This is a genomic window from Streptomyces sp. NPDC001970, from assembly GCF_053594115.1.
Genome location: NZ_JBSFDW010000009.1, coordinates 218,176 through 239,487, shown reverse-complemented (window position 1 = coordinate 239,487; position 21,312 = coordinate 218,176). Strand labels below are relative to the sequence as shown.

The following is a 21,312-nucleotide window of genomic DNA, read 5'->3' as shown; positions in this document are numbered from 1 at the left end:
CTCCTGCCGAGTCACACGAGACAAGCTGCCATCAGCCACACCCGGCCCTCCCGGGCCGCCTAACAACTTACGGAGCTGCCATGGGGCGAGAGATCTGGAGTTCTCCGCGCCGCTCGGCAGGGCCTCCCTGCGGGTCTACTCGGTCTTCGCCCTCGCCGCCCAGGCGGTGAGGGCGTGACCAATTCCGCGACGTTCGCGGGCCTGGACCCGGTCACCCTGGGCGACATGCTCAGGGCGGCCGGGGCCCCGGCTTCGACCGCTGGCAGGACCAGGTGCGCCGCACCGGCGGATGCTCCGACCCGATCCACCTGACCGGCTGGACTCTCGCCAAAGACCGCGTGACCGGCGAGACGCTGCGCCGCTACTCGACCGACACCGAGCCGGTCGGACGGCTCCGCGTCGCCTGCGGCAACCGCCGCGCCTCCCGCTGCCCCGCCTGCGCCTGCACCTACGCCGGGGACACCGACCACCTGATCCGCGCCGGGCTCGCCGGAGATGAGTCCAAAGACATCCCCGCGACCGTGCGCGATCACCCCCGCGTGTTCGCCACCCTCACCGCGCCCTCGTTCGGCCCGGTCCACAACCGCCCGGACCGTGGCCTGTGCCGCTGCGACACCCAGCACGCAGAGGACGATCTCGCCCTCGGCACCGCCCTCGACCCGGGCACCTACGACTACGCCGGGACGGTCCTGTTCAACAACCACGCCGGGCAGCTCTGGCAGCGCTTCACCACCCGGCTGCGCCGCGAGCTCGCTGCCCGCACCGGACTGTCACAGCGCGCCCTGACCGACCAACTGCGCCTGTCCTACGGCAAGGTCGCCGAGTTCCAAAAGCGGGGCGCCATCCACTTCCCCGCCGTGATCCGCCTCGGCGGACCGAACGGCCCCGACTCCCCACCACGGCACTCACAGATCGCCATGACGATGGAGGTCTACGCCGAAGCGAGCGAGGAAGAGGTGCGCGAGGCGATCGGCAAGCCGTCCGACGCGATGGGCGGCACCGGCTGACATCGGCCGACACGGTTGCTGTACTTCGCTGCTGTACGGCCCAACGCGAGAGGCCCCGGACTTGTCGTCCGGGGCCTCTGTCCTGTGTGCACTCGGCAGGATTCGAACCTGCAACCTTCTGATCCGTAGGATCGGGCAGCACGTGACGAGGAGTCCCGGTGCCCTCCTGTCGCGATCGCTCAGGACAGCGATCATGCGCGTCTGTGTGCCCTCGTTGCCGTCAGGGCTGCCGTCAACTTCGAACGGTGGCGTAGCAGCAACCTCACCTGGCCCAGTGGATCAGGTGTGGACCGCAGAAGCCGCTTGCCGTGTAAGGGGTACGTCGTGGCTGGGGCGCCGGCTCCACGGCTTTAGGGCTGGACCATCAGATGACCCGTGGCCACGCGGGTACGGGGCAACTACACGTGTGACGCGGGAAGGCCGCGACCTCAAGTGGCAAATCGACGGCCAGTGGAGGCAGGGCTGGTGAGATCAGTGCGCCCTGAAACTCTGGAAGCTGCCGGTAGGAAGCGATGTCCCGGCCCACGAACAGGTCTTCGAGCACAGCAAGCAGACTGTTAACCCGCTCCGGCAGCGGTGAAGATGGGTCTGCGTAGGCCTGGCTGAGGGACGCGCCGATGTTGGCTGCCTTCCAGGGATTGTCCTTCTCCTCAGTGATGCCGAGCCAGCGCTCAATTGTGCCGGTGAGACGAACCGCGCCAACGAAGGATGATTCTGAATCGTTGGCAGACGCCGCCAACGCGGTGAGCGCCGATGCGTCTTCGCACAGCCGCTTCTTGAGGTTGCTCTGAGTTGTGGCCATGACCGCGTCCTCGTCCCAGAGAACAACGTGCGGGATACCGAACAGGGACAAAGTGCTCGCCGCACGATGCAGCTCAAATTTACCGAACGCGCTGAGGAGGCCGACATTAGGCCCGAGTTTGGCCAGAAGACCCCGACGGGCCAGCCACTCGAAGAACAGCACGTCGCTAGGACCTTCGACGACGATCACCCGGTCAGCGAAGAATGCGGCTGCCCGGTGCGCGTCCAGGTCGTAGAGAACCCGGTCCCGTTCCTCGTCGGCCGGAGTCAGACGGGCAGTTTTGAAACAGGAGCGAGAGCCTACGGCGTAGGCCGAGCGGGTGTGTATGTCCGAGAGAACCCTACTCACGAGAGCGGGAGCAGGCGATGCCACTTCGATCCGGTGCAGTGAACGACGCACCCGCGTGATCGCTTCAGGGGAGGTCTCGGCAGCCGCGATCACGGATGCGTTGTGCGTGGTGATCGTCACTGCTGTGTTGCCCGCGGCAACGAGCTGGTGCAGGTCGTGGGCGAGCCGTGTCACCTGGGAAGGGTGGAGGAATGCCTCGGGCTCCTCGAAGAGGACCCACCGGAACGCGCCCTCCTTGGCCCGAGCCCGTAGCCGTGCCGCCGCTTGGATCAGCGCGGCGATCATGGTGCGCTGCACGCCGGATCCCTGGGTCTCCAGTGGGCGGTGAGTGCCCTCCTGGTGGAGTCGCAGCTCGATGAGGTGGCGCATGATCAGCTCGTTGGACAGCTCTCCGACGTCGACCTTCGCGGACAGGCCCCAGGGCATCAGCGCCTCGTCGAGATCGCTCTCGAGGTCAGTGATGGGCCCTTCCTGCAACGCACTGCTCAGCGTTCCGAGAGCAGCCCTAGCGGTCATGAGCATGGTTTCGATGTGCCGCTCAGAGAAGGCGAGGAGCAGTACGTCTCGCAAAGGCGAGGGACCGGTCAGCGACATGTGGTCGGCCATCTTGCTGATCGCCGGGATATAGACGCACTGACCGAGCTTGGCGGCACTGGTCCAACCGGTCGGCTGTGGTTCACCGCCGTCCTGGGGAATCAGGTAGTAAGCCCCGGCAAGACGGTCAGTACTCTTGGTGAACCAGCGCCGGATCCGGAGGAGATCGCTGTCGACGAGGTCGACGCCGATCTGCTTGGCCTCGGCGGCGTCAACGCTGTAGTCGATCTCCACCCAGGATTCTGCACCAGGCTCCGCATGCCAGGGAAGGTCTCGGGTTTCGTCCCAGTCCAGTGCGCCGTAGAACAGTAGGACGGCATCTATGAGAGTGGACTTTCCCGCGTTGTTCGGGCCGATCAGCGCGCCGAACGGACGCAGGTGCAGTTCGACGTCGAGGGCGCCGCGAACGTTCCGGATGGCCACGCGTAGGGGGCGCATGGGAGGCTCCTCGAACTCAGCGGGGGAGGAAGGGGCTGGGAGCCCCGGAATACGACACATACAGCCGGTCACGGGCACGAGTGCACGCGACATAGAGAACGCACCGCTCCCTCTGCACACTCTCCAGGTGGGCGGCCCTGTCGACATCCAACGGAACGATCGCCCGGTCGTGCGGCACCACCTTGTCCTGGACGCCGACGACCGCGACGCACTGAAACTCCAGGCCCTTCATGCTGTGCATCGTGCCGACCTGGACATGGCCGCCGGACGGACCCGGCGGCTCGGGCACGATGCCCGCGGAGCGAAGTGCGCCCGCAACCTCGTCGGACTTGGCGTTGACCCGGGCCGCGATGGCGATCGCACCCGGTTCGACACCGTCGGCTAGCCAGGCCCGGACTTGGGAGACCACGGCAGCGCGCTCCTCGGACCACTCCGTGAACCGCCTGACGATCGGCCGGCGGCCGTGCATCGGCGACTCGTAGCCTTCCCGGCTGTCGGGCCAGCCATCGAGGTCCTCCTCGGACACGAGCCCCAGCACCCGGACGGCCCAGGTGAGGATCTCCTGGGTGGTGCGGTAGCTGACGGTCAGTCGCTGTGTCCGGCCGACGATGTTGATCCCAGTGCTCTTCAGCGGTACCCGATGCTGCCAGATCCGCTGATGCGGGTCCGCAACGAGGAACAGGTCGTCCTCGGCCGGGCGGACGGCCGCCCGGAGCAACCGCCACTGCGCCGGATGCAGGTCCTGTGCTTCGTCGACGATGACGTGCTGGTAGACGGCAGGCCCGTCCTCCTGCCGCAGGATTCGTGCCGCCTCATCGGCTATCTGCAGGAATGACCAGCGCCCGAGGTCGCTCAGCTGAGTCCGCAGGGTCTCGATGGCGGCCCAAACGGACGGCCGCTCCGAGCGAGGCAGACCCTGACCTCGGCCGGTGCGTGCTGCTGCCAGATAGGCCTCCAGCGTGGTGATGTTCTGGGCGAGCAGCACCTGCTCCCATTCGTCGACCAGGAATTCTCCGGCGTAGTCCGGGTGCACGGTGTCGGCCAGGCTGACCAGTTCACGCGACGTGGGCACCACCGGGCGACTTCCGAGCCGGTCGCTAACAACCCGGGCAGCAAACTGATCAGTGGTGATCACCTCGATCCGGTCACGGTCCTCGGGGTCCTCGACGAGCCGGTCCAGCTGACGAGCCAACTCTGCGGTGAGCGGGCGACTGTAGGTGGTCAGCAGGATCGGCGCGCCACTGTTGTAGAGTCCGGCGAGATGCGCAGCCCGGTGCAGGGCAGTCACCGTCTTGCCAGTGCCCGCACCGCCGGTGATCATCACCGAGCCGGGATAGGGATCGTGGTAAGCGATTCGGCGCTGCATCGGATGGAGAAAGATCCTCCACAGTGCAAATGGGGGGCGCAGCAGCTTCTCAAGGTCTTCGGGGCCGCTGACAAGCGCGACTTGGTCGGGGGTCCGCCCGATCGCTGCGGACAGATCGTCCGGCTCTACCCGGTCGGGCTTGGCGGCGTTGACGAGATGCTTGCTGACCTCCCCCCAGGTCTCCTCGACCGTCATCCCCGAGGCCAGCGCGACGAGGACGTCGTACTGGAGTGACGGCAGCATGTGCTGGAGGGCGTCCAGGTGCGCCTCCCGGGTCAGCAATCGGACGATCGGCAGCACTTGGTCGTCGATGCCGAGTGTGCGGAAGTCCGAGTCCTTGACATGGTCGAAGAGCCTGGCCGGTGTAGCTTCGGCGGCCAGACGCAGTGTGCTGGTCATGTTCTGCAGCTGCGTCTCGTCGCGCACCTCAAGGACGCCGAGAACCTGATTGACGGTGAACAACCTCGTCGTGGCCCAAGCGATCGCGTCGTCGTGTGGCAGGACCCGCAGCAGGCAGTAGAGGTCTCCTGTCGCCGGCGCCAGGACAACCCCGCGATAGAACTGGTTGATGCGAATTGTCCTGATTCGAGGGTCTTCGGCCCGGTTGAGCTTCTCCAGATGCAGTCCCGCATGGGTGGCTTGGGCGAACTTCCCGAGCGCGGCCTGCACGGCCTTCTGGACAGGCTTCTCCAGCTTGGCGTACTCGGAAAGGAACTCCTTGGCGATCGCCAACGGCGGCACGGACACTCCTCCGACGAGGTGGGCAACCCTCATGGTAAGTGGTTGATGATCTGTGCTGCGCAGTATCGTAAGGGGTTCTGTGACCCGCCTTGACTGACGACTGGGGGCTCCGCCTGTGGCGAAGCTGACGTTGCCGCAGCTGGAAGCGCATCTCTTCGGCGCGGCCGACATCTTGCGTGGCAAAATGGATGCCTCGGAGTTCAAGGAATACATCTTCGGGATGTTGTTCCTCAAGCGCTGCTCCGACCAGTTCGACACGATCCGGGCCCGGGTCATTGCCGAGCAGATCGCGGCGGGCCGGACACAGGCGCAGGCTGAAGAGATCGCCGACAACCGGGCGTTCTACCAGGGCGGCGACTTCTTCGTGCCGACGGCGGCCCGATGGAGACGCCTGGTCGGCAAGTCGGCCGAGAACGGCGTCGCGGACCTGCTCAACAAGGCCTTGGCCGCGCTGGAGACCGGGAACGCAACAGCCCTGCAGGGCGTGGTCGGGCACATCGACTTCAACCGCAAGGTCGGCAAGACGTCGCTGTCAGACCAGAAACTGCGTGCCCTTATCAGGCACTTCGACCACTACCGGCTCCGCAACGAGGACTTCGAGTTCCCCGACCTGCTGGGCGCCGCCTACGAGTACCTCATCGGCGAGTTCGCCGACTCGGCGGGCAAGAAGGGCGGGGAGTTCTACACCCCGCGCGGCGTCGTCCGGATGATGACGCGCTTGGTCGATCCGCACTCGGGAATGCGGGTGTACGACCCGTGCGCCGGCTCCGGCGGCATGCTGATCATGTCGAAGGAGTACGTCGCGCAGGCCGGCGAGGACGCCCAAGATCTGCGCTTGTACGGCCAGGAAGCCAACGGTGGCACCTGGGCGATTTCGAAGATGAACATGATCCTGCACGGCATCGTCAACGCCGACCTGGAGAACGACGACACCCTCGCCAATCCGTTGCACATCGAGCCGGATGGTTCGACACTGACGCTCTTCGACCGGGTTCTCACGAATCCGCCGTTCTCACAGAACTACGTGCGCGCCGGGATGAAGCATGCCGACCGCTTCGAATACGGCTGGACTCCAGAGACGGGGAAGAAGGCCGACTGGATGTTCGCCCAGCATGTGCTCTCGGTGCTCCGGCCCGACGGCATCGGCGCCACGGTCATGCCGCACGGCGTGCTGTTTCGCGGCGGCGAGGAACAGGCCATCCGGCAAAGGGTCATCGAGGCCGACCGGCTAGAGGCCGTCATCGGCCTCGCCTCAAACCTGTTCTACGGCACCGGTATCCCGGCATGCATCCTGATCCTGCGCGGCCCCGGCTCCCGCCCGACCTCGCACCAGGGCAAGGTCTTGTTTATCAACGCAGACCGCGAGTACCTGTCCGGCCGCGCCCAGAACTACCTCGAACCCGAACACGCCGAGAAAATCGTCGCCGCTTACCGAGCCTATCTGTCCGACCCGACACACGACATCCCCGGCTTCGCCCGCGTAGTGTCGCTCAAGGAGCTCGAAGACAACCAGTTCAACCTCAACATCCGGCGTTACGTCGACAGCACCCCGCCGCCGGAGCCCCAGGACGTCCGGGCCCACCTGCACGGCGGCGTCCCGAAGTCCGAGGTCCGTGAGCACGAGCCCGCTTTCCAGGCATACGGCGTGGACGTGCACTCGCTGTTTGCCGAACGAGACGCCGACTACTACGACTTCCCGGCCGACGGCTGGCAGTGGGCCGCAGACCGTATCCGGGAGCTGGCCGCGCCAGCCGAAGCGCTTGTGCGGGACGCGTTCGATCAGTGGTGGAGTCGCCACAGTAAGCGGCTGAGCGAGCTGCCCGACACCCGCAAGATCATGGACACCCGCGCCGAGCTGCTGGAGTCCTTTGTCGCAGAACTCGAACCCCTCGGCACGCTCGACCGATTCCAGCTCTCTGGGGCGGTCGCCTCCTGGTGGGGCAGCGTCCAATACGACATCCGCACGCTGGCGTACCACCAGTTCAGTGGGGTCGTTCAAGGCTGGACGACGACGATCCAGACCGCTTTCACGGATGACGGCTCGGCGGTACTGAACGCCCAGCGCCAGGCAGCCGCCAAACGGAAAGCCCGGGAGCACCCGTTGGTCCCGTACGTCCTCGCTGACTACCTCATCGAGCTGGAAGAGACCGAGAATCTCCGGGCTGAGCTCGACGCCAAGGTCAAGGCCGCCACTGCGACCTCCGAGGACGACGCCGACGAGGTCGAGGAGGTCGATCCCGTCGTGGTGAAGCGCTTGCGCGCCCAGCTCACCGCGACCAAGTCCAAGGTCCGCAAACTGGAAGCCGCCTTCATTGACCACCTCGGCTCGGGCGTGCGCCAGATCCACAATGCTGAGACCGAACCCGACCTGGTCATGCGCATCCTCAAAGCCGACCTCGGTCGGCGCCTCGACGCCCGCCTCGCCACCGGCCGCAAAGCCCTGATCGACCGGTACAGCAGGTGGGCTGCCAAGTATGCGGTGACGCTCCCCGAACTCGAAGCCCAGCGAGCCTCCGCAGCCACCCGAGTCGACGAGATGCTGCGGGAGCTCGGCTATGCATGACATCCCTGAGGGTTGGAAGCGGGTCAGGCTGAAGGACTGCGGAACTTGGTGGTCTGGCGGAACCCCGGCGACTGAAGAACCCCGCTTCTGGGGCGGAGATATCCCGTGGATCAGCGCCGCGAGTCTCAAGGACTTCCGGATCAATGATTCGGATCGTCGAGTGACCCGTGTGGGCAGTATGGCTGGCACCAAGGTGGTTGAACCTGGAACTGTACTGTTCATTGTGCGAGGAATGAGCCTGAAGAAGGAGTTCCGTGTAGGTGTCGCTCAGCGCCGTGTGGCCTTTGGGCAGGACTGCAAGGCACTGCTGCCTCATGCGTGGATCGACGGGACTTTCCTCGCCTACGCCCTCAAGGCTCGTGAACGTGACATCCTCGCGATGGTTGATGAGGCGGGTCACGGGACGGGTCGGCTTCCCACGGACATGATGGAACGGTTGGAGTTCATACTGCCCGCCGATCCAGCTGAACAACGGCGGATCGTGGAGATCCTCGATGCAGTTGGCGATAAAATAAAGCTTACGGCTCTTGAAGCTTCGAAGCTGCGACTTCTACGCTCAGGGGCGTTGCGGCAGGCGATGGGTTCCGGACTTAGACTTATTGGCTCGGTCGAGGCGTCTCGCCTTCGGGAGATTGACGGATCCACGGCCGATAGTTGGTCCTGCATTCGGCTTGGCTCCTTGTTGTCGCGGATCGAGGCAGGAAATAGTCCGGATCTAGAAGATCGACCGGCGACTAACGGTGAGTGGGGCGTCCTTAAGGTAAGCGCCGTGGGTCGAGATGGGTTTCGTCCAGCCGAGAATAAGGTAGCTCCGCACCCGCAATTCCATCACGAGAGCTTGCGTGTCCGGGCAGGCGATTTGATCATGACGCGGGCAAATACCGCTGATCTTGTTGGGCTCAGCTGCATTATCGAAGAGACCCCACCGAATCTGATGCTATGCGATAAAACACTCCGCCTGGTCATCGATGACAGGAAAGCGTCGGCTGAATTCGTCAACTTGGTGCTGGAGATGGATGAATTGCGAACTCAGATCCAGATTGCGGCCACCGGGACCAGTGCGAGCATGAAGAACATTAGCCAGTCATCTATCCAGGCTTTGGTTGTTCCATTTTCTGCGACGGAGATGGAGCAGATCTGCCGCCTTAATGCAGCCCATCGCAAGCTACTGAGCATGCAGCAGACGGAGCTGCTCAAGCTTCGGGATCTCAAGCAGGGGATCATGGAAGGCCTGCTGACTGGGCGGGTTCGGGTCTGAACGGTCGGGTGGGCATGTGGGCCCAGATGCCTTGCCCTGTGATCCGTGGCTGAGGAACGGCTACCAGGTTGCCCCCCGTTACCTTCTTCGTGGCTCCGCAATGGGGCCTCCGGCCTTCGGGTCCGGCATGGCTTCCCCCCCTTGTTGTTGATGATCCGGGGGGTGGTGTCACCGGGTCCGGAGGCATCGACGGACCGCTGATGAGGGGCTTGAGCACCGGCTTCACCCGAGCCGGAAGAGCTCTCCGTAACGTGGATGTGGCAGCTCGGTGCCGAGGCAAGGCCGGACGAAAGCGTGATGGAGGGGCCTGCACGTGATCGACACTGGCGACATCGACGTCTTCCTCGGCCTGGACGTCGGCAAGGGCGAACACCACGCCACCGCCGTCACCCCAGCAGGGAAGAAGGCGTTCGACAAGCGCCTGCCCAACACCGAGCCCAAGCTCCGCGAGCTCTTCGCCAAGCTGAAGGCCAAGCACGGGACGGTGCTGGTCGTGGTCGACCAGCCGGCCTCGATCGGCGCCCTGCCGCTGGCGTTGGCCCGGGACATGGGCTGCCCGGTCGCCTATCTACCCGGGCTGACGATGCGGCGGATCGCCGACCTCTACCCAGGTGAGGCGAAGACGGACGCAAAGGACGCGTTCATCATCGCCGACGCGGCCCGCGCGATGCCCCACACGCTGCGGGCGATCGACGGCGAGGACGAGACGATCGCCGAGCTGGAGATGATCGTCGGGTTCGACGACGACCTGGCCGGCGAGGCCACCCGGGTCGCGAACCGGCTGCACGGCCCTTTGACGCAGATCCATCCGTCGCTGGAACGGGTGCTGGGACCGCGGTTGCAGCACCCGGCCGTCCTGACGCTGCTGGAACGGTTCGGGTCACCGGCTCAGATCCGTAAGGCCGGCCGTCGGCGGCTGATCACCTTGCTGCGGCCGAAGGCGCCGAGGATGGCCGAGCGGCTGGTCGAGGAGATATTCGCCGCGTTGGACGAGCAGACCGTGACGGTCCCGGGGACCGAGGCGGCCGCGTTGATCGTCCCGAGCTTGGCCGGCTCGCTGACGGCCGTCCTTGACCAGCGGAAACTCTTGGCCGGGCGGATCGAGGAACTGCTGGAGGCTCACCCTCTTTCCAAAGTCCTGACGTCGATGCCGGGAGTCGGCGTCAGGACCGGAGCCAGGATCCTGATCGAGGTCGGCGACGGCAGCACCTTCCCGACCGCCGGCCACCTCGCCGCCTACGCCGGACTCGCCCCGGCGACCCGGAGCTCGGGCTCATCGATCCGCGGCGAACAGCCATCCAGGAGAGGGAACAAGCGGTCGCGCCTCCCCGACCCACCGCACCCCCGTTTCCCTTGACCAAAGGGATAGGGGCACCCCCCCGCTAGGGAGTGTTGGGAGGAGGTATCCCGGCATTCCAGGAGTGACGCGTCGCGGTCGATGACGTGCGGAGTTGGGCTTTGTGGCCTGGGCTGGAGGCTGCGGCGGTGGTATCGCTGATGACGACCATGGAACCTGGCCGAGGTAGCGCTGGTAGCCCCACATGGTGACGGCATGGCGGACCCACCTTGTCGCGGGCGAAGACCACTGACGATGGCTCTCCAGGAAGACCAGTCGGATCTCGGGGAACCGCAGCAGGGGACATCGGATCGTCGTTGGGCGGCATGAACAACGATGCCTGTATGAGGCTTGCGAAGCTGTGTGGCCGTGTCGGGGTCCGGGACTCCAAGAATCCTGAGGGTGGGCGGCTTGAGCTTGAGCGGGAGCGTTTCGTCGGGCTGCTGGAGCGGGTGAAGCGTGGCGAACTCGGACGTTAGCTCTGGGGCTGCCCGGCTAGTTGGGAATCCGTGGCGTGTTGCGGTCTCCGCAGGCAATGATTGGGCCTGCTGCCGATCGCATGCTGACGTGAAGCGAGGAACGCTCGTGTCTGGGCCCGAATACGTACAGGTTGAGGCGCCACTGCTCCGGCAGTTGACGCTGATGGGGTGGGAACACCTGCCAGGCCAGGAGGAGGGCGCGTTCAAGCCGGAGGACCCGGCGAAGTCCGGACGAGAATCGTTCGCCGATGTGCTCATGGAATCGCGGCTACGTAAGGCGCTCCGTGGCATCAACCTGGGGCCGGATGGTGAACCCTGGCTGGACGACGCGCGGATCAGCCAGGCGCTGGGCGAGCTGACTCGGATCACGGCCAAGGGTCTGCTGGAGGCCAACGAGCTGACGACCGATCTGCTGATCAAGGGCGTCACCGTGCCTGGTCTGCCAGGCTGGGACGGAGGCCGGGACCAGCGCGTCCACTTCATCGACTGGAAGCACTGGCAGCGCAACGAATTCGTGGTTGTGTCCCAGTTCCGGGTCGACGTGCCGGGCACGAGCGGGCTCAAGCACATCGCACCCGACGAGGTGCTGCTGGTCAACGGCATCCCCTTGGTCGTCGTGGAGTGCAAGAAGCCCAGTAGCGGTGACGCCATCGCCGCCGCCGTGACGCAGCTGAGGCGGTACGCCGGCCAGGGCCGCGGTCAGATACCCACGGGAAATCCGAAGCTCTTCCACACCGTCCAGCTGACCCTGGCGACCTGCGGGGAGCGGGCACGCCTGGGCACGTTCACGGCCGAAACCGAGCACTACGCACCGTGGCGCGACCCCTACCCACTGACCGACGCGGTCATCGCGGCCGGGCTTGAGTGCAACGAGCGGTCGGTCACCGAGCAAAGTCGGCTCACCGCAGTGGTGCTGCACCCTGAGCGGCTGCTGCAGATCCTTCACGACTACGTGACCTTCATGACGCTGGACAACGGCATCCGGATCAAGGCCGCGCCGCGCTACCAGCAGTATCGCGCGGTTGAGAAGACCCTGGAGCGCCTGCTGACGGGTGACACGCGGGAAGAGGACGGTGCCCAGGACCGGCGGGGCGGGATCATCTGGCACACCCAAGGCTCCGGTAAGAGCCTCACCATGACTTTCCTCGTCCGCCGTATGCGGTCGATACCGGAACTGTCCGCGATCAAAGTCGTGTTGGTCACGGACCGGACCCAGCTTCAGAAACAGTTGTCCGAGACGCTCCGGCTCACCGGTGAAGAAGTCGAAGAGGCCAAGCGGGTCAAGGAGGCCAAGCGGCTGTTGGCGGCCGACGGCCCGGGCATCGTCGCCGTGATGATCCAGAAGCAGCAGGACGTAGCGGCACGGTCCACCAACGGCGAGCTGGTCGAGGCTGTTCCCTCACTTGGGGAGCTCAACGACGGCAGCGCGATCGTGGTCCTCATCGACGAGGCGCACCGGTCGCACGGCTCGACTCTGCACATGAACCTTTTGGAGGCGCTGCCCAACTGCGCCCGGATCGGTTTCACGGGGACTCCGATCATCATGGGCAAGCAGAAGAAGACCTCCCAGATCTTCGGCAACGTCATCGACACCTACCGGCTGGCCGACGCTGAGGCCGACGGCGCGGTCGTGCGGATCTTCTACGAGGGCAACACCGTCAAGGGCGCGGTTAAAGACGGACGTGACCTCGACGAGGTCTTCGAAGACCTGTTCGCCGAGCAGAGCGACGAGGACCGCGAGGCTCTCCAGCGCCGGTACGCCACCAAGGGCGACGTGCTCGAATCCGAGGAGCTGATCACGGCCAAGGCCAGGCACCTGCTCCGGCACTACGTCACGACCGTGTTGCCCGGCAAGTTCAAGGCCCAGCTTGTGGCGAACAGCCGGGAGGCAACACTGCGTTACCGAACGGCTCTGCTCGCCGCGAGGGATGAGCTGGTCCACCAGGCCGAGACTGTCCCGGCACGGTTGCTCGATGCTCCGCTGGACCAGCTGACCGTCCGACAGATCGCCCAGGTCAACGCACACCGGAATCTCGATCTGCTCCGTGCCATGGACTTCGCTCCCATCATCTCACCGGGCACCGACGACGAAGAGCGCTTCGCCGAGTGGACCGCGCAGAAGCCGCAGGAACGCCGGGTCGACGACTTCACAAAGCCGTTTCCGACGGAACTCGGCCCGGACGACCACCCGGTCGCATTCCTGATCGTTAAGTCAATGCTGCTGACCGGCTTCGACGCACCTATCGAGCAGGTGCTCTACATCGACCGCTCGCTCAAACAGGCCGAGCTGCTGCAGGCGGTGGCCCGCGTCAACCGGCCGGCCAAGGACAAGAAGTGCGGCTATGTTGTCGACTACTTCGGGGTCGCCAACCATCTGACCGAAGCTCTCAAGGCCTACTCCGCCGACGATGTCGATGGAGTTTTCGTCGACCTCCGCGAGGAAGTCGCGAAGCTGGATCCGATACGTCGCCGCCTCCAAGCGGTCTTTACCGACCACGGTGTGCCCCCTTCCGGGACAACCCTCGAGGACTGTGTGCTTTTGTTGAACGACGGCGCCCTGTTCGACAGGTTCGAGGCCGAGCTCAAGCGGTTACTCACCACCATCGACGTCATCCTGCCCGAACCGGCCGTGCGCCCCTTCCTCAAAGATGCCACCCTCTACGCGGAGATCGCGATGCGGGCCAAGCGCAGGTTCCGAGTCGACGGTGGCGACTTCGACCCCGGCGCGTACGGCGCGAAGGTCCGGCAACTGCTCGACGATCATCTGCTGTCGCTGGGTATCGACCAGAAGCTGCCGCCGGTGTCGCTGACAGCGGACGACTTCGAGGAGAAGGTAGCGGCGCTGCCCGGCGCGCGAACCCGTGCCTCGGAGATGGAGCACGCCGTGCGGGACCACATCGAGATCAACCGGGGTAGGGACCCGCGCTTCTATAAGCGGCTCAGTCAGCGCCTCGAAGAGATTCTGCGCGAATACGCCGAGAACTGGGAACAACAAGCCGCGCTCCTGGCTGACTTGGTCGCCGAATTGCGAACCGACCGTTCCGCGCCCGGTGATCCGCTCAGCTCGGTCGAACGGGCCCTATATGGCGTGCTGTTGGAGGAAACCGCGCAGGACGGAGTGGTCGCCCCGGAGACCGACCAGTGGTTGTGCGACATCAGCACCGGCGTCTACACCCTCGCCCAGCAGGTGACCCATCGGCGTGATTTCTGGCGTAGCCCGGTCGACCAGGAGGACTTCCGACGCCAGACCGTCCAGTTACTGATCACCAAGGATGCGGCACCCATCGACAAGGTCGACTCGCTGGCTGACCAGCTTGTGGAAGTGATCGGACACCGGCGTACGGAGATTCCGCGTCCTTGACGCCAGGGCTGGCGGGGGATGTCAGTGACGGGTGCCAGGATGTGACCATGAAGGGTCCAGCGGCCGTCGAGGTCCTGCGCGTCGACGACCTCGACGTACAGGTGCGGGTCAGCGAGCGACGGCGACAGGTCAGGCTGACCGTCGAGCGTGACTCGACCGTCAGCGTCACCGTCCCCCCGGGGACCGGGCAAGCCGAGCTGGTCAAGCTGATCAGAAGCCGGCGGCAATGGCTGTACGGCAAGCTCGCCGAACGCGAGTCGCTGAGCGAAGGCAGACCCCCCCGTGAGTATGTCTCCGGAGAGGGCTTTCCCTACCTGGGGCGCAGCCACCGGCTGCTGGTCGTCGAGACTGGCCCGACCGATGTGCGGTTGCTGCGAGGCCGACTGGAGATCCGGCAGGACGTGCTCCACGATGCGTCCACGGCCCTGATCGCCTGGTACACCCGGCGTGGGCTGACCTGGTTGCCCGGTCGGCTCCGGCCGTGGGCCCAGCGGATGGACGTGGCTTGCGGTGAACTCCGGGTCCGGCCTCTGGGCTACCGCTGGGGGTCGTGCTCGCTCCATGGCGATCTCAACATCCATTGGGCGACCATGCAGCTTCCATCCGATCTGATCGACTATGTACTAGTGCACGAGCTCGCTCATGTGCACGCGCCCGATCACAGCGAACGATTCTGGCGAACGGTTCAGCGGGCCATGCCCGACTGCCATGCCCGTCGCGACCGGCTAAGACGGCTCGGGCCCGATCTCTGGCTCCCGGAAATGAAGACATGAAGCCGTTGGCCAGTGGCGGGTGGCCTACGACGGCCTGGGCCCCATGACGCCGTAATCCGGTGCAAGCCCCACCACCTTGATCGTCTCAAATCAAGAAGTTCGATGGCCTCCCGCAAGGAACTCGGCGGGGAGGTCCCCACACTCCACACATCCCCATTTCGTCACTCTGACGCATTTTCTCCGCAGTTGATGAGACCACAGCTCACTTCTGCGATGCTGGAAGTCGATCGAGAGGGGCCGCAGCCATGCAGTGGAAGATCCACGGGGAACGTCCGATCTATGAGAACCCTTGGGTGAACCTGTGGTTGACCGATGTGGAGCAGCCGGACGGTCGCCGGTGGGAGTACCACGTCGTCAAGCTTCGTCATCTGGCCGTGGCTGCCGTGGTCAACGAGCGTCAAGAGGTCCTGATGATGTGGCGACACCGCTTCATCACAGACTCCTGGGCCTGGGAGTTGCCCATGGGTCTTGTGGAGGAGGGCGAGTCTCCGGAGGGGGCAGCTGCCCGCGAGGTGCTGGAAGAGACAGGTTGGCGCCCTGGCCCCATCAAGCCCTTGATCTACGCCGAGCCGGCCAACGGGATCACCGACTCGCAGCACCACGTCTTCCGCGCGGACGGCGCGACCTACGCCGGGCCTCCCACGGAGAAGAACGAGTCCGACCGCATCGAGTGGATCCCCCTCAGCGAGGTGCGGGGGATGATCGACCGCCGGGAAATCGTGAGCAGTGGATCGCTGGTCGGTCTGCTGTACCTGCTCATGGATGAAGCGATCCGTTGACCGGTGGGAGGAGTTCCCGTAGCCGCGCCTCGAAGCCCAGGGCAACGGGCTCTTGCCTGTGTGGGGCCAACTGGTCGTAGAACTCCCTGAGGTGGCCTGACACTCGCTCGGAGGCCACTGCCGACGCGGGCTTCAGAGCTTGCGTGGCGGTGTGGCATGCCTGATCAACCTTGCCCTGGTCCAGCTGCGTACGAGCCAGCCAGAACGCGTGAAAGGCACGGCCGCGCTGGTTGGTCTGGTTTTCCCGCCGCAAAGCGTCCGCGATCAAGGGTTCTGCGGTCGCCGCTTCGCCCAGTCGGCCGTGGGCAATGCCCGTGTCCACGATGAGCTTCGGTTCGTCGAAGTAGGCTACCCATGAAGGGTCCGGGTCTGTCGCCTGAATCTGCTCGAAATGGCGATGCGCTTCCCCGAGCGCCCGGTGAGTAGAGGTTTGGTTGCCGTGGGTGGCGTGGGCGAAGGCTTCACGCATGGACAGCATCGACAGGACGCGTGGGGTGGCGCCCAGGGCTGAGCGGGCCTGGTCCTGGGCGGCGGTCACGAGTGCCAGAGAGTCCGCGGGCTTGTCCTGGTACGTCGCCTGCAAGCTCATGCAGGCAAGCACGTTGGCCATGAACTGCCGGTCGTCGATCTCCTTGGCCAGTTGGAGCGCCTCGGTGAAGTACGCGCGAGCCTGGTTGTACTGGCGGGCGTCGAAGTAGGTCCAGCCGGTGAGGCGTGCCAGCTCGGCCGCGATTCCGTACAGCCCGTTCTGGATGGTCGGCGGTCGACTCTCTTTCAGTAACCCAACCACGTGGCGGAGCTGACCGACGATGGCCGGCCTCAGGGCCTCGCCGCCGTGCTGGTCGTCCCGTCGCCAGTAGTCCTCGATGGAGGACCGGAACGCCTCAAGCGTGGCCGCGCTGAGGCTCGTTCGGGCGGCCAACGACAGGATGCTATCCACACCTGGCCCCGGCAGAGACGCGCGTGTCTGCCGCTCTGGCTTCGGCGTTTGAGGGACCTCCGGCTCGGTGACGACGAGAGCCTGTGGCGTCTCCCAAGGTCGCCGGGCAAGCCCGAGCATGTGGCCTGGGATACGCAAGCCGTCCGCGATGCGCTCGATGACGTCCATGTGCAGCAACTGACGGCGACCAGCGATGACTTCACCGACTCGGCTAGGCGTCAGATCGCATCGTCTCGCGATCATCGACGGGTAGATGCCCGCCTTGGCCTTCACCAGCTGGAAGACCCTCGTGAAGTCCCGAATCCGACATGCGCTGATCATCTCGGGATTGGTGAGTAGACCGGCAGGTAACTCCTGTGGCCGGGACGACTGGGGCATCGGCGGGCTCCCACGTGAGGGCTACGCAACGTCGCTAATTCTCTACCTCTCGTGATGTTACCCAAGTTGGGTAATCAGCCGGACCTTCTGGTGGCGGCCCATGGATCGGGATCCTCCTGTGCATGGCGAGCAATCAGCAGACCAGACCAGGCATCGGTGAACTGGCCAAGGACACGGACACCGGACGCATTGGCGTCGTCATGGGCACGGTCGGTGGGCGTGTGCAGTTGCGGCCCATCCATGGCGGCGTCGAGTGGGATGTCATGCCGGAGAAGGTCGTGGCACTCAGGCCGCGGGAGGAACTGAGCGCCCGACTCGCCGTGAGGAACGGCAACAGCCGGGTCGGGCTGTGATGCGCGTCATCGGCCGGTACGCCGGGGTCCTCTTCATCATCTGCATCAGCGCCTCGTGCGGCCTGGTGATCGGAATGGCCCTCGGCACCAGCAACTAGACCGGTCCGCCCTGGACGGGTGCCGACTCAATGGCTCCCCCGTCCCCGTTCAGGGCGGGCCATCCACGCCCGTTTCCTGGTCGTCTATGAGCGAGCTCGGCGGCCGGGGCGGGAGGCAAGCACAGCCTCAGAAAAGGAGATCTACGCATGACTGCAACGGCGAACGACCAGAGGACCGGCCGCGCGGTGGCAGGCGAGGAGCTGTTCGAGAGCCTCGCCCACTTCGTGGTCATCCACAACGCGCAGACCCCCGAGCGTGCCGAGCGGATCGCCGACCAGGCCGTTGCCTTCCTGGTCACCGCGGCCACCGCCACGGTCCCGATGGTCCCGTCCGATGACGTGGACCTCGGCCTCCACGCGCTCATCCTGCACACGAAGGAGTACGCCGAGCTCTGCGAGAAGTACGCAGGCCGCTTCCTCCACCACAACCCGAAGCCTGGTGGGGGCCGCCGCGATCCACAGATGGTCGCCGCTTCGGCGCACGCCATGAAGGCCGCCGGGTTCATGCTCTTCGACGACCTCTGGACCGTGAACGGCGAGAACCTGGCGCAGTGCGACTCGGACTGCGGTCGCCCGTACGGTCAGGCGTAACCCAAGGCAAGAGCGTCGCGGCCGGCCTTTGCTGAAGGTCGGCCGCACCGCCAGGAAGGAGAAGCACCTTGTCCGGCTCACACCCCGAACTTCCGATCGTGGTGCTCGACGCGCTCATGCCCACGTCACAGCGCCTCGTGCTCAACCGCCGGGGCTCTTCCGTCTGGGACGTGGAAAGCGGTCGCGGCCGGTACGCAGTGAAGCTCGGGTATCCGATCGAAGCCACGCCCGAGTGGCCGGCCCAGCCCTGGACCGCGCTCGCACCCGCGCGTGAGGGTGCCGTTCTCCACCGACTCGGCGCTGACGACATCGCATACGGGGAGTGGGAACGCGGGACGTGGAACGTCCAGCCGTGGCGTGAAGGGCCCGACCTGTACCGGCTGTGGGAGCCGTGCCGTACCGAGGGGTCTTCCGTCGAGCCGCACACCAGCGTGGCGCTGGGTTGCGTGGAGGCGCTGGCCGAACTTCACACCAAGGGATGGACGCATGGTGACGTACAGCCCGCCCACTTCATCATCGGGCCGGAGCGGACGCATCTCATCGACCTCGCCCTTGCCCGGGGCGGACACGTGCCCGAGGGGTACGACTTCCCGTTCCGCGGCTGCCTCGTCCACTACGAGGCGCCGGAGATTGCCCGCAGCGTGCTCGCCACCGGAGAAGCCGAGCCGACGCAGGAAGCCGACATCTACGCGCTCGGTGCGTCCCTGCTCATCTCCGCCACGGGCTGGCGGGCGGTCGAGTATGCAGACGACTCCCCGCGCCCCGTGCAGAGAGAGGCCGTGGCGAACGGGAAGCGTCGTCCCGTGAAGGCGCCCGGTGAGCTGGGTGAACTGATCGACGCGATGCTCAGCCACGCTCCCGAGGATCGGCCCACCATCTACGAGGTGGGCAAGGCCCTGAGCTGATCCCGAAGCGCCGGTTCATCGGCGCCGCTCGCACGGCTACGGCCACAACGCAAAGACCGGACCACCCTCAGCCTGGACAGCATTCCGGGTGGTCCGGTCGCGGTAGCCCTGATCAGGACCCCGGTGCCGATGGTACCGGGGCACTTGGCGTGCCCGGGACCGGGTGCTGTTCCAACTGCTGCTTCACGTTGTCGAATTGAGAGGGGGGTCCTGACCTGAGCCACCGAAAGTCAGCCACGACGGCGGGTGCGCCGAACGAGCACCCGTCACGTGTGTTTCCAGCAACCACCCGCCGGCCTCAGCCACGCTTCTTCTATGCGTCACGGCTCGCGCGTCGATCCGGCCTGGACGTTGCCGACGTGGCATGTCAACTGGGCTCGGGCTGCGGTTCTGCGGGCCATGCGGCATTGACCGATGGGCGGTTGGGTGGCGCGGTCGCGCTTGGTGGACGTCGGCCTGGTCCTACTGCTCGGAGTGGTCGGGTTGCTTCCTGGTCTGGCTGTCCGCCTTGGCGGTGCTGCGCGCTGAGCGGCGGGGCCGCAGGAGCGGTGGCGGAGACAAGGAGCGGCGGCGGCCCTTGGCCGCCAGCGCGCGCGGCCCGCCGTAGGCGGGCCGCCTTGATCCAGTAAAGAAACTCTGAACAGCTCCGGCGCGCATGGGCCTTGGCCGGCCATGCGGCATGCGCTGCCCCTCGACTCCTCACTCGTTCCACGGTTCACGTGCCGCTATGCCGCTATGCCGCTCTTTGGGCACTATACGTGGGTTCGTTCCGACGTTCCGCGAAAACTATCCACAGGCTCGGGACCTGAAGATGCCGTGGTCGGGCCTGACGGGGAGCACATCAGCCTCGCCGTTATCGTTCCGTGATCTTTGGAGGGGGTTGATGATCGGGGTTGTGGTCGGGGGTCGGTGCTGCCCTGGTGACGTGTCGGTCGGCGGACGTGGAACTCACCAAGCTTGCCGGGATCGTTTCGTGACCTCGGGGGCCCGGTCATGGTGACTGATTCGGTGAGTGGTGAGTGCTGGACTGAATTTCTAGGTGCCGACTGTCACACCGCTCCGACTCCTCGCACCTACAGCAAGTGACCGACTGTTCTTGGCCGCTGCGCCTCCAGGCCAAAGGACAGGAGGTGGCGTGGATCACAGGAAAGGAGGGTCACACGCGAGCCGTTCTGCATACCTCTATAGGCGCGCCCCCAAAGAGGACGGATGCACGACTTAGCAGCGAAGTGCCGGTTAGCCAAACCGGCGATTCTCCGGACCCTAGTGCCTTTGCCGGGCGAGGGAGTAGAGGCGGCATGAGCGTGACGGAAAGACCCAGGCCCGCGCTGCGGGACGTGAACAGAGGATCCTGCCCGCCTGGTGGGAGGGGTGGCCGGGATACCTGCTGGCCTGGCTGGCGCTCCGGTAGATGTGGATGCGGGGCGACCGCAAGGGCTTACCCGTCGGCGCGGGCAAGCCTCGATCCGTCGGTGGGCAACCGCTGGGCAAGCCTTCGGGCAAGCCCTGCCCGGTTGGGTTCGTGCATTACGCGGCAACAGCGCAGCAGTGAACGGGGAGACATGACCGAAAAGATAACCAACGAGGAAAGCGAGCTGATCAGCATTCACGTCCGGGAGGCGGTCGAGGTGACCGAACTGGTCCGGGAAATGGTGACCATGGTTGCCAGGCTGAGCCGTGAAACACGGCAGATGCGTGAAGAAGTCACCAGACTCAGGAATGAGGGTCGGGCCGTTGAGTCTTCAGCGCCTCGACTTCCCGGCGCAGCTCCTGATGCTCGGCGCTGAGGGTCCGGATCGCGTTGCGTAGTTCGGCCAGCATTTCGGCGAGGGAGGGTCCGGCGGCCTTCGGGCTGTCCGGCTCCCCCTCCCTCGCCTCGTCCACTTCGGCCGACGTGTTGGCGAGGTACCAGGCTGGCGGGGTGTAGTCGACGCCGAATTCGCCGGTCGCGTCGTGGTCGGCGACGAAACTGCCCCGGCCGTGGATCGTGTAGATCAAGCCCTCGTCACGCAGGACATTGAGCGCGCTTCGCGCGGTCATGTTGGCGACACCGAAGCGTTCCTGTAGTTCACGGATCGACGGCATTTGTTCGCCGGGCTTGATCCGGCCCTTGAGGATGTCGCGCCGAAGCTCGTCGGCTGCGTGCTGATACGGCGGCCGGCGGTCCTGCTTGCTCTCTGGCGCTGGGCTCATGCGCTCCAG

General features: G+C 65.5%; 13 protein-coding genes and 2 pseudogenes. 11 read left to right on the top strand and 4 right to left on the bottom strand.

What is annotated here, in order from left to right; all coding sequences use genetic code 11:
* Window positions 1-225: 225 nt before the first annotated feature.
* Window positions 226-959, top strand: a pseudogene (locus tag ACWCP0_RS14715) (replication initiator); the annotation flags it as partial.
* A gap of 412 nt (window positions 960-1,371) precedes the next feature.
* Here ACWCP0_RS14715 and ACWCP0_RS14710 read toward each other — a convergent pair.
* The gene (locus tag ACWCP0_RS14710) at window positions 1,372-3,189 is read right to left on the bottom strand and encodes an ATP-dependent nuclease (RefSeq protein WP_451079171.1); all 1,818 of its coding nucleotides are present in this window, start codon (window positions 3,187-3,189) and stop codon (window positions 1,372-1,374) included.
* Window positions 3,190-3,205: 16 nt separating this feature from the next.
* Complete coding sequence (locus ACWCP0_RS14705) at window positions 3,206-5,287, bottom strand: 3'-5' exonuclease (RefSeq protein ID WP_451079170.1); 2,082 nt, start codon at window positions 5,285-5,287, stop codon at window positions 3,206-3,208.
* A 124-nt stretch (window positions 5,288-5,411) separates the two neighbouring features.
* Here ACWCP0_RS14705 and ACWCP0_RS14700 point away from each other — a divergent pair, with 124 nt between their 5' ends.
* The 7 genes and pseudogenes from ACWCP0_RS14700 to ACWCP0_RS14670 all read left to right on the top strand — a co-directional run bounded on the left by ACWCP0_RS14700 (window position 5,412) and on the right by ACWCP0_RS14670 (window position 15,845).
* On the top strand, window positions 5,412-7,859 hold the full coding sequence (locus ACWCP0_RS14700) for an N-6 DNA methylase (RefSeq protein ID WP_451079169.1): 2,448 nt from the start codon (window positions 5,412-5,414) through the stop codon (window positions 7,857-7,859).
* The gene (locus tag ACWCP0_RS14695; protein WP_451079168.1) at window positions 7,852-9,117 is read left to right on the top strand and encodes a restriction endonuclease subunit S; all 1,266 of its coding nucleotides are present in this window, start codon (window positions 7,852-7,854) and stop codon (window positions 9,115-9,117) included. The genes ACWCP0_RS14700 and ACWCP0_RS14695 overlap by 8 nt, the downstream gene beginning before the upstream one ends.
* A gap of 313 nt (window positions 9,118-9,430) precedes the next feature.
* Window positions 9,431-10,435: pseudogene (locus tag ACWCP0_RS14690) on the top strand (IS110 family transposase); the annotation flags it as partial.
* A gap of 248 nt (window positions 10,436-10,683) precedes the next feature.
* Window positions 10,684-10,932 carry a DUF397 domain-containing protein gene (locus ACWCP0_RS14685; protein ID WP_451079167.1) on the top strand — a complete coding sequence of 83 codons (249 nt, stop codon included), beginning with the start codon at window positions 10,684-10,686 and terminating at the stop codon, window positions 10,930-10,932.
* Complete coding sequence (locus ACWCP0_RS14680; RefSeq protein WP_451079166.1) at window positions 10,913-14,293, top strand: type I restriction endonuclease subunit R; 3,381 nt, start codon at window positions 10,913-10,915, stop codon at window positions 14,291-14,293. The genes ACWCP0_RS14685 and ACWCP0_RS14680 overlap by 20 nt, the downstream gene beginning before the upstream one ends.
* Window positions 14,290-15,066, top strand: a complete 777-nt coding sequence (locus ACWCP0_RS14675; RefSeq protein WP_451079165.1) for a M48 family metallopeptidase — start codon at window positions 14,290-14,292, stop codon at window positions 15,064-15,066. Before ACWCP0_RS14680 ends, ACWCP0_RS14675 begins: the two co-directional genes overlap by 4 nt.
* A 245-nt stretch (window positions 15,067-15,311) precedes the next feature.
* The gene (locus ACWCP0_RS14670; RefSeq protein ID WP_451079164.1) at window positions 15,312-15,845 is read left to right on the top strand and encodes an NUDIX hydrolase; all 534 of its coding nucleotides are present in this window, start codon (window positions 15,312-15,314) and stop codon (window positions 15,843-15,845) included.
* On the opposite strand, the gene ACWCP0_RS14665 is transcribed toward ACWCP0_RS14670, so the two are convergent.
* Window positions 15,823-17,163, bottom strand: coding sequence for a hypothetical protein (locus ACWCP0_RS14665; protein ID WP_451079163.1), 1,341 nt, complete (start codon window positions 17,161-17,163; stop codon window positions 15,823-15,825). The genes ACWCP0_RS14670 and ACWCP0_RS14665 overlap by 23 nt on opposite strands.
* Before the next feature lie 122 nt (window positions 17,164-17,285).
* Here ACWCP0_RS14665 and ACWCP0_RS14660 point away from each other — a divergent pair, with 122 nt between their 5' ends.
* The 3 genes from ACWCP0_RS14660 (at window position 17,286) to ACWCP0_RS14650 (ending at window position 19,110) form a co-directional block, all read left to right on the top strand.
* Window positions 17,286-17,516 carry a hypothetical protein gene (locus ACWCP0_RS14660; RefSeq protein ID WP_451079162.1) on the top strand — a complete coding sequence of 77 codons (231 nt, stop codon included), beginning with the start codon at window positions 17,286-17,288 and terminating at the stop codon, window positions 17,514-17,516.
* Between the two features lie 245 nt (window positions 17,517-17,761).
* Window positions 17,762-18,205: a hypothetical protein gene (locus ACWCP0_RS14655; protein ID WP_451079161.1), complete on the top strand. Its 444-nt coding sequence runs from the start codon at window positions 17,762-17,764 to the stop codon at window positions 18,203-18,205.
* A 68-nt stretch (window positions 18,206-18,273) separates the two neighbouring features.
* Complete coding sequence (locus ACWCP0_RS14650) at window positions 18,274-19,110, top strand: protein kinase domain-containing protein (RefSeq protein ID WP_451079160.1); 837 nt, start codon at window positions 18,274-18,276, stop codon at window positions 19,108-19,110.
* A gap of 1,713 nt (window positions 19,111-20,823) precedes the next feature.
* On the opposite strand, the gene ACWCP0_RS14645 is transcribed toward ACWCP0_RS14650, so the two are convergent.
* Window positions 20,824-21,303 carry an SCO5717 family growth-regulating ATPase gene (locus ACWCP0_RS14645; RefSeq protein WP_451079159.1) on the bottom strand — a complete coding sequence of 160 codons (480 nt, stop codon included), beginning with the start codon at window positions 21,301-21,303 and terminating at the stop codon, window positions 20,824-20,826.
* Window positions 21,304-21,312: the final 9 nt, after the last annotated feature.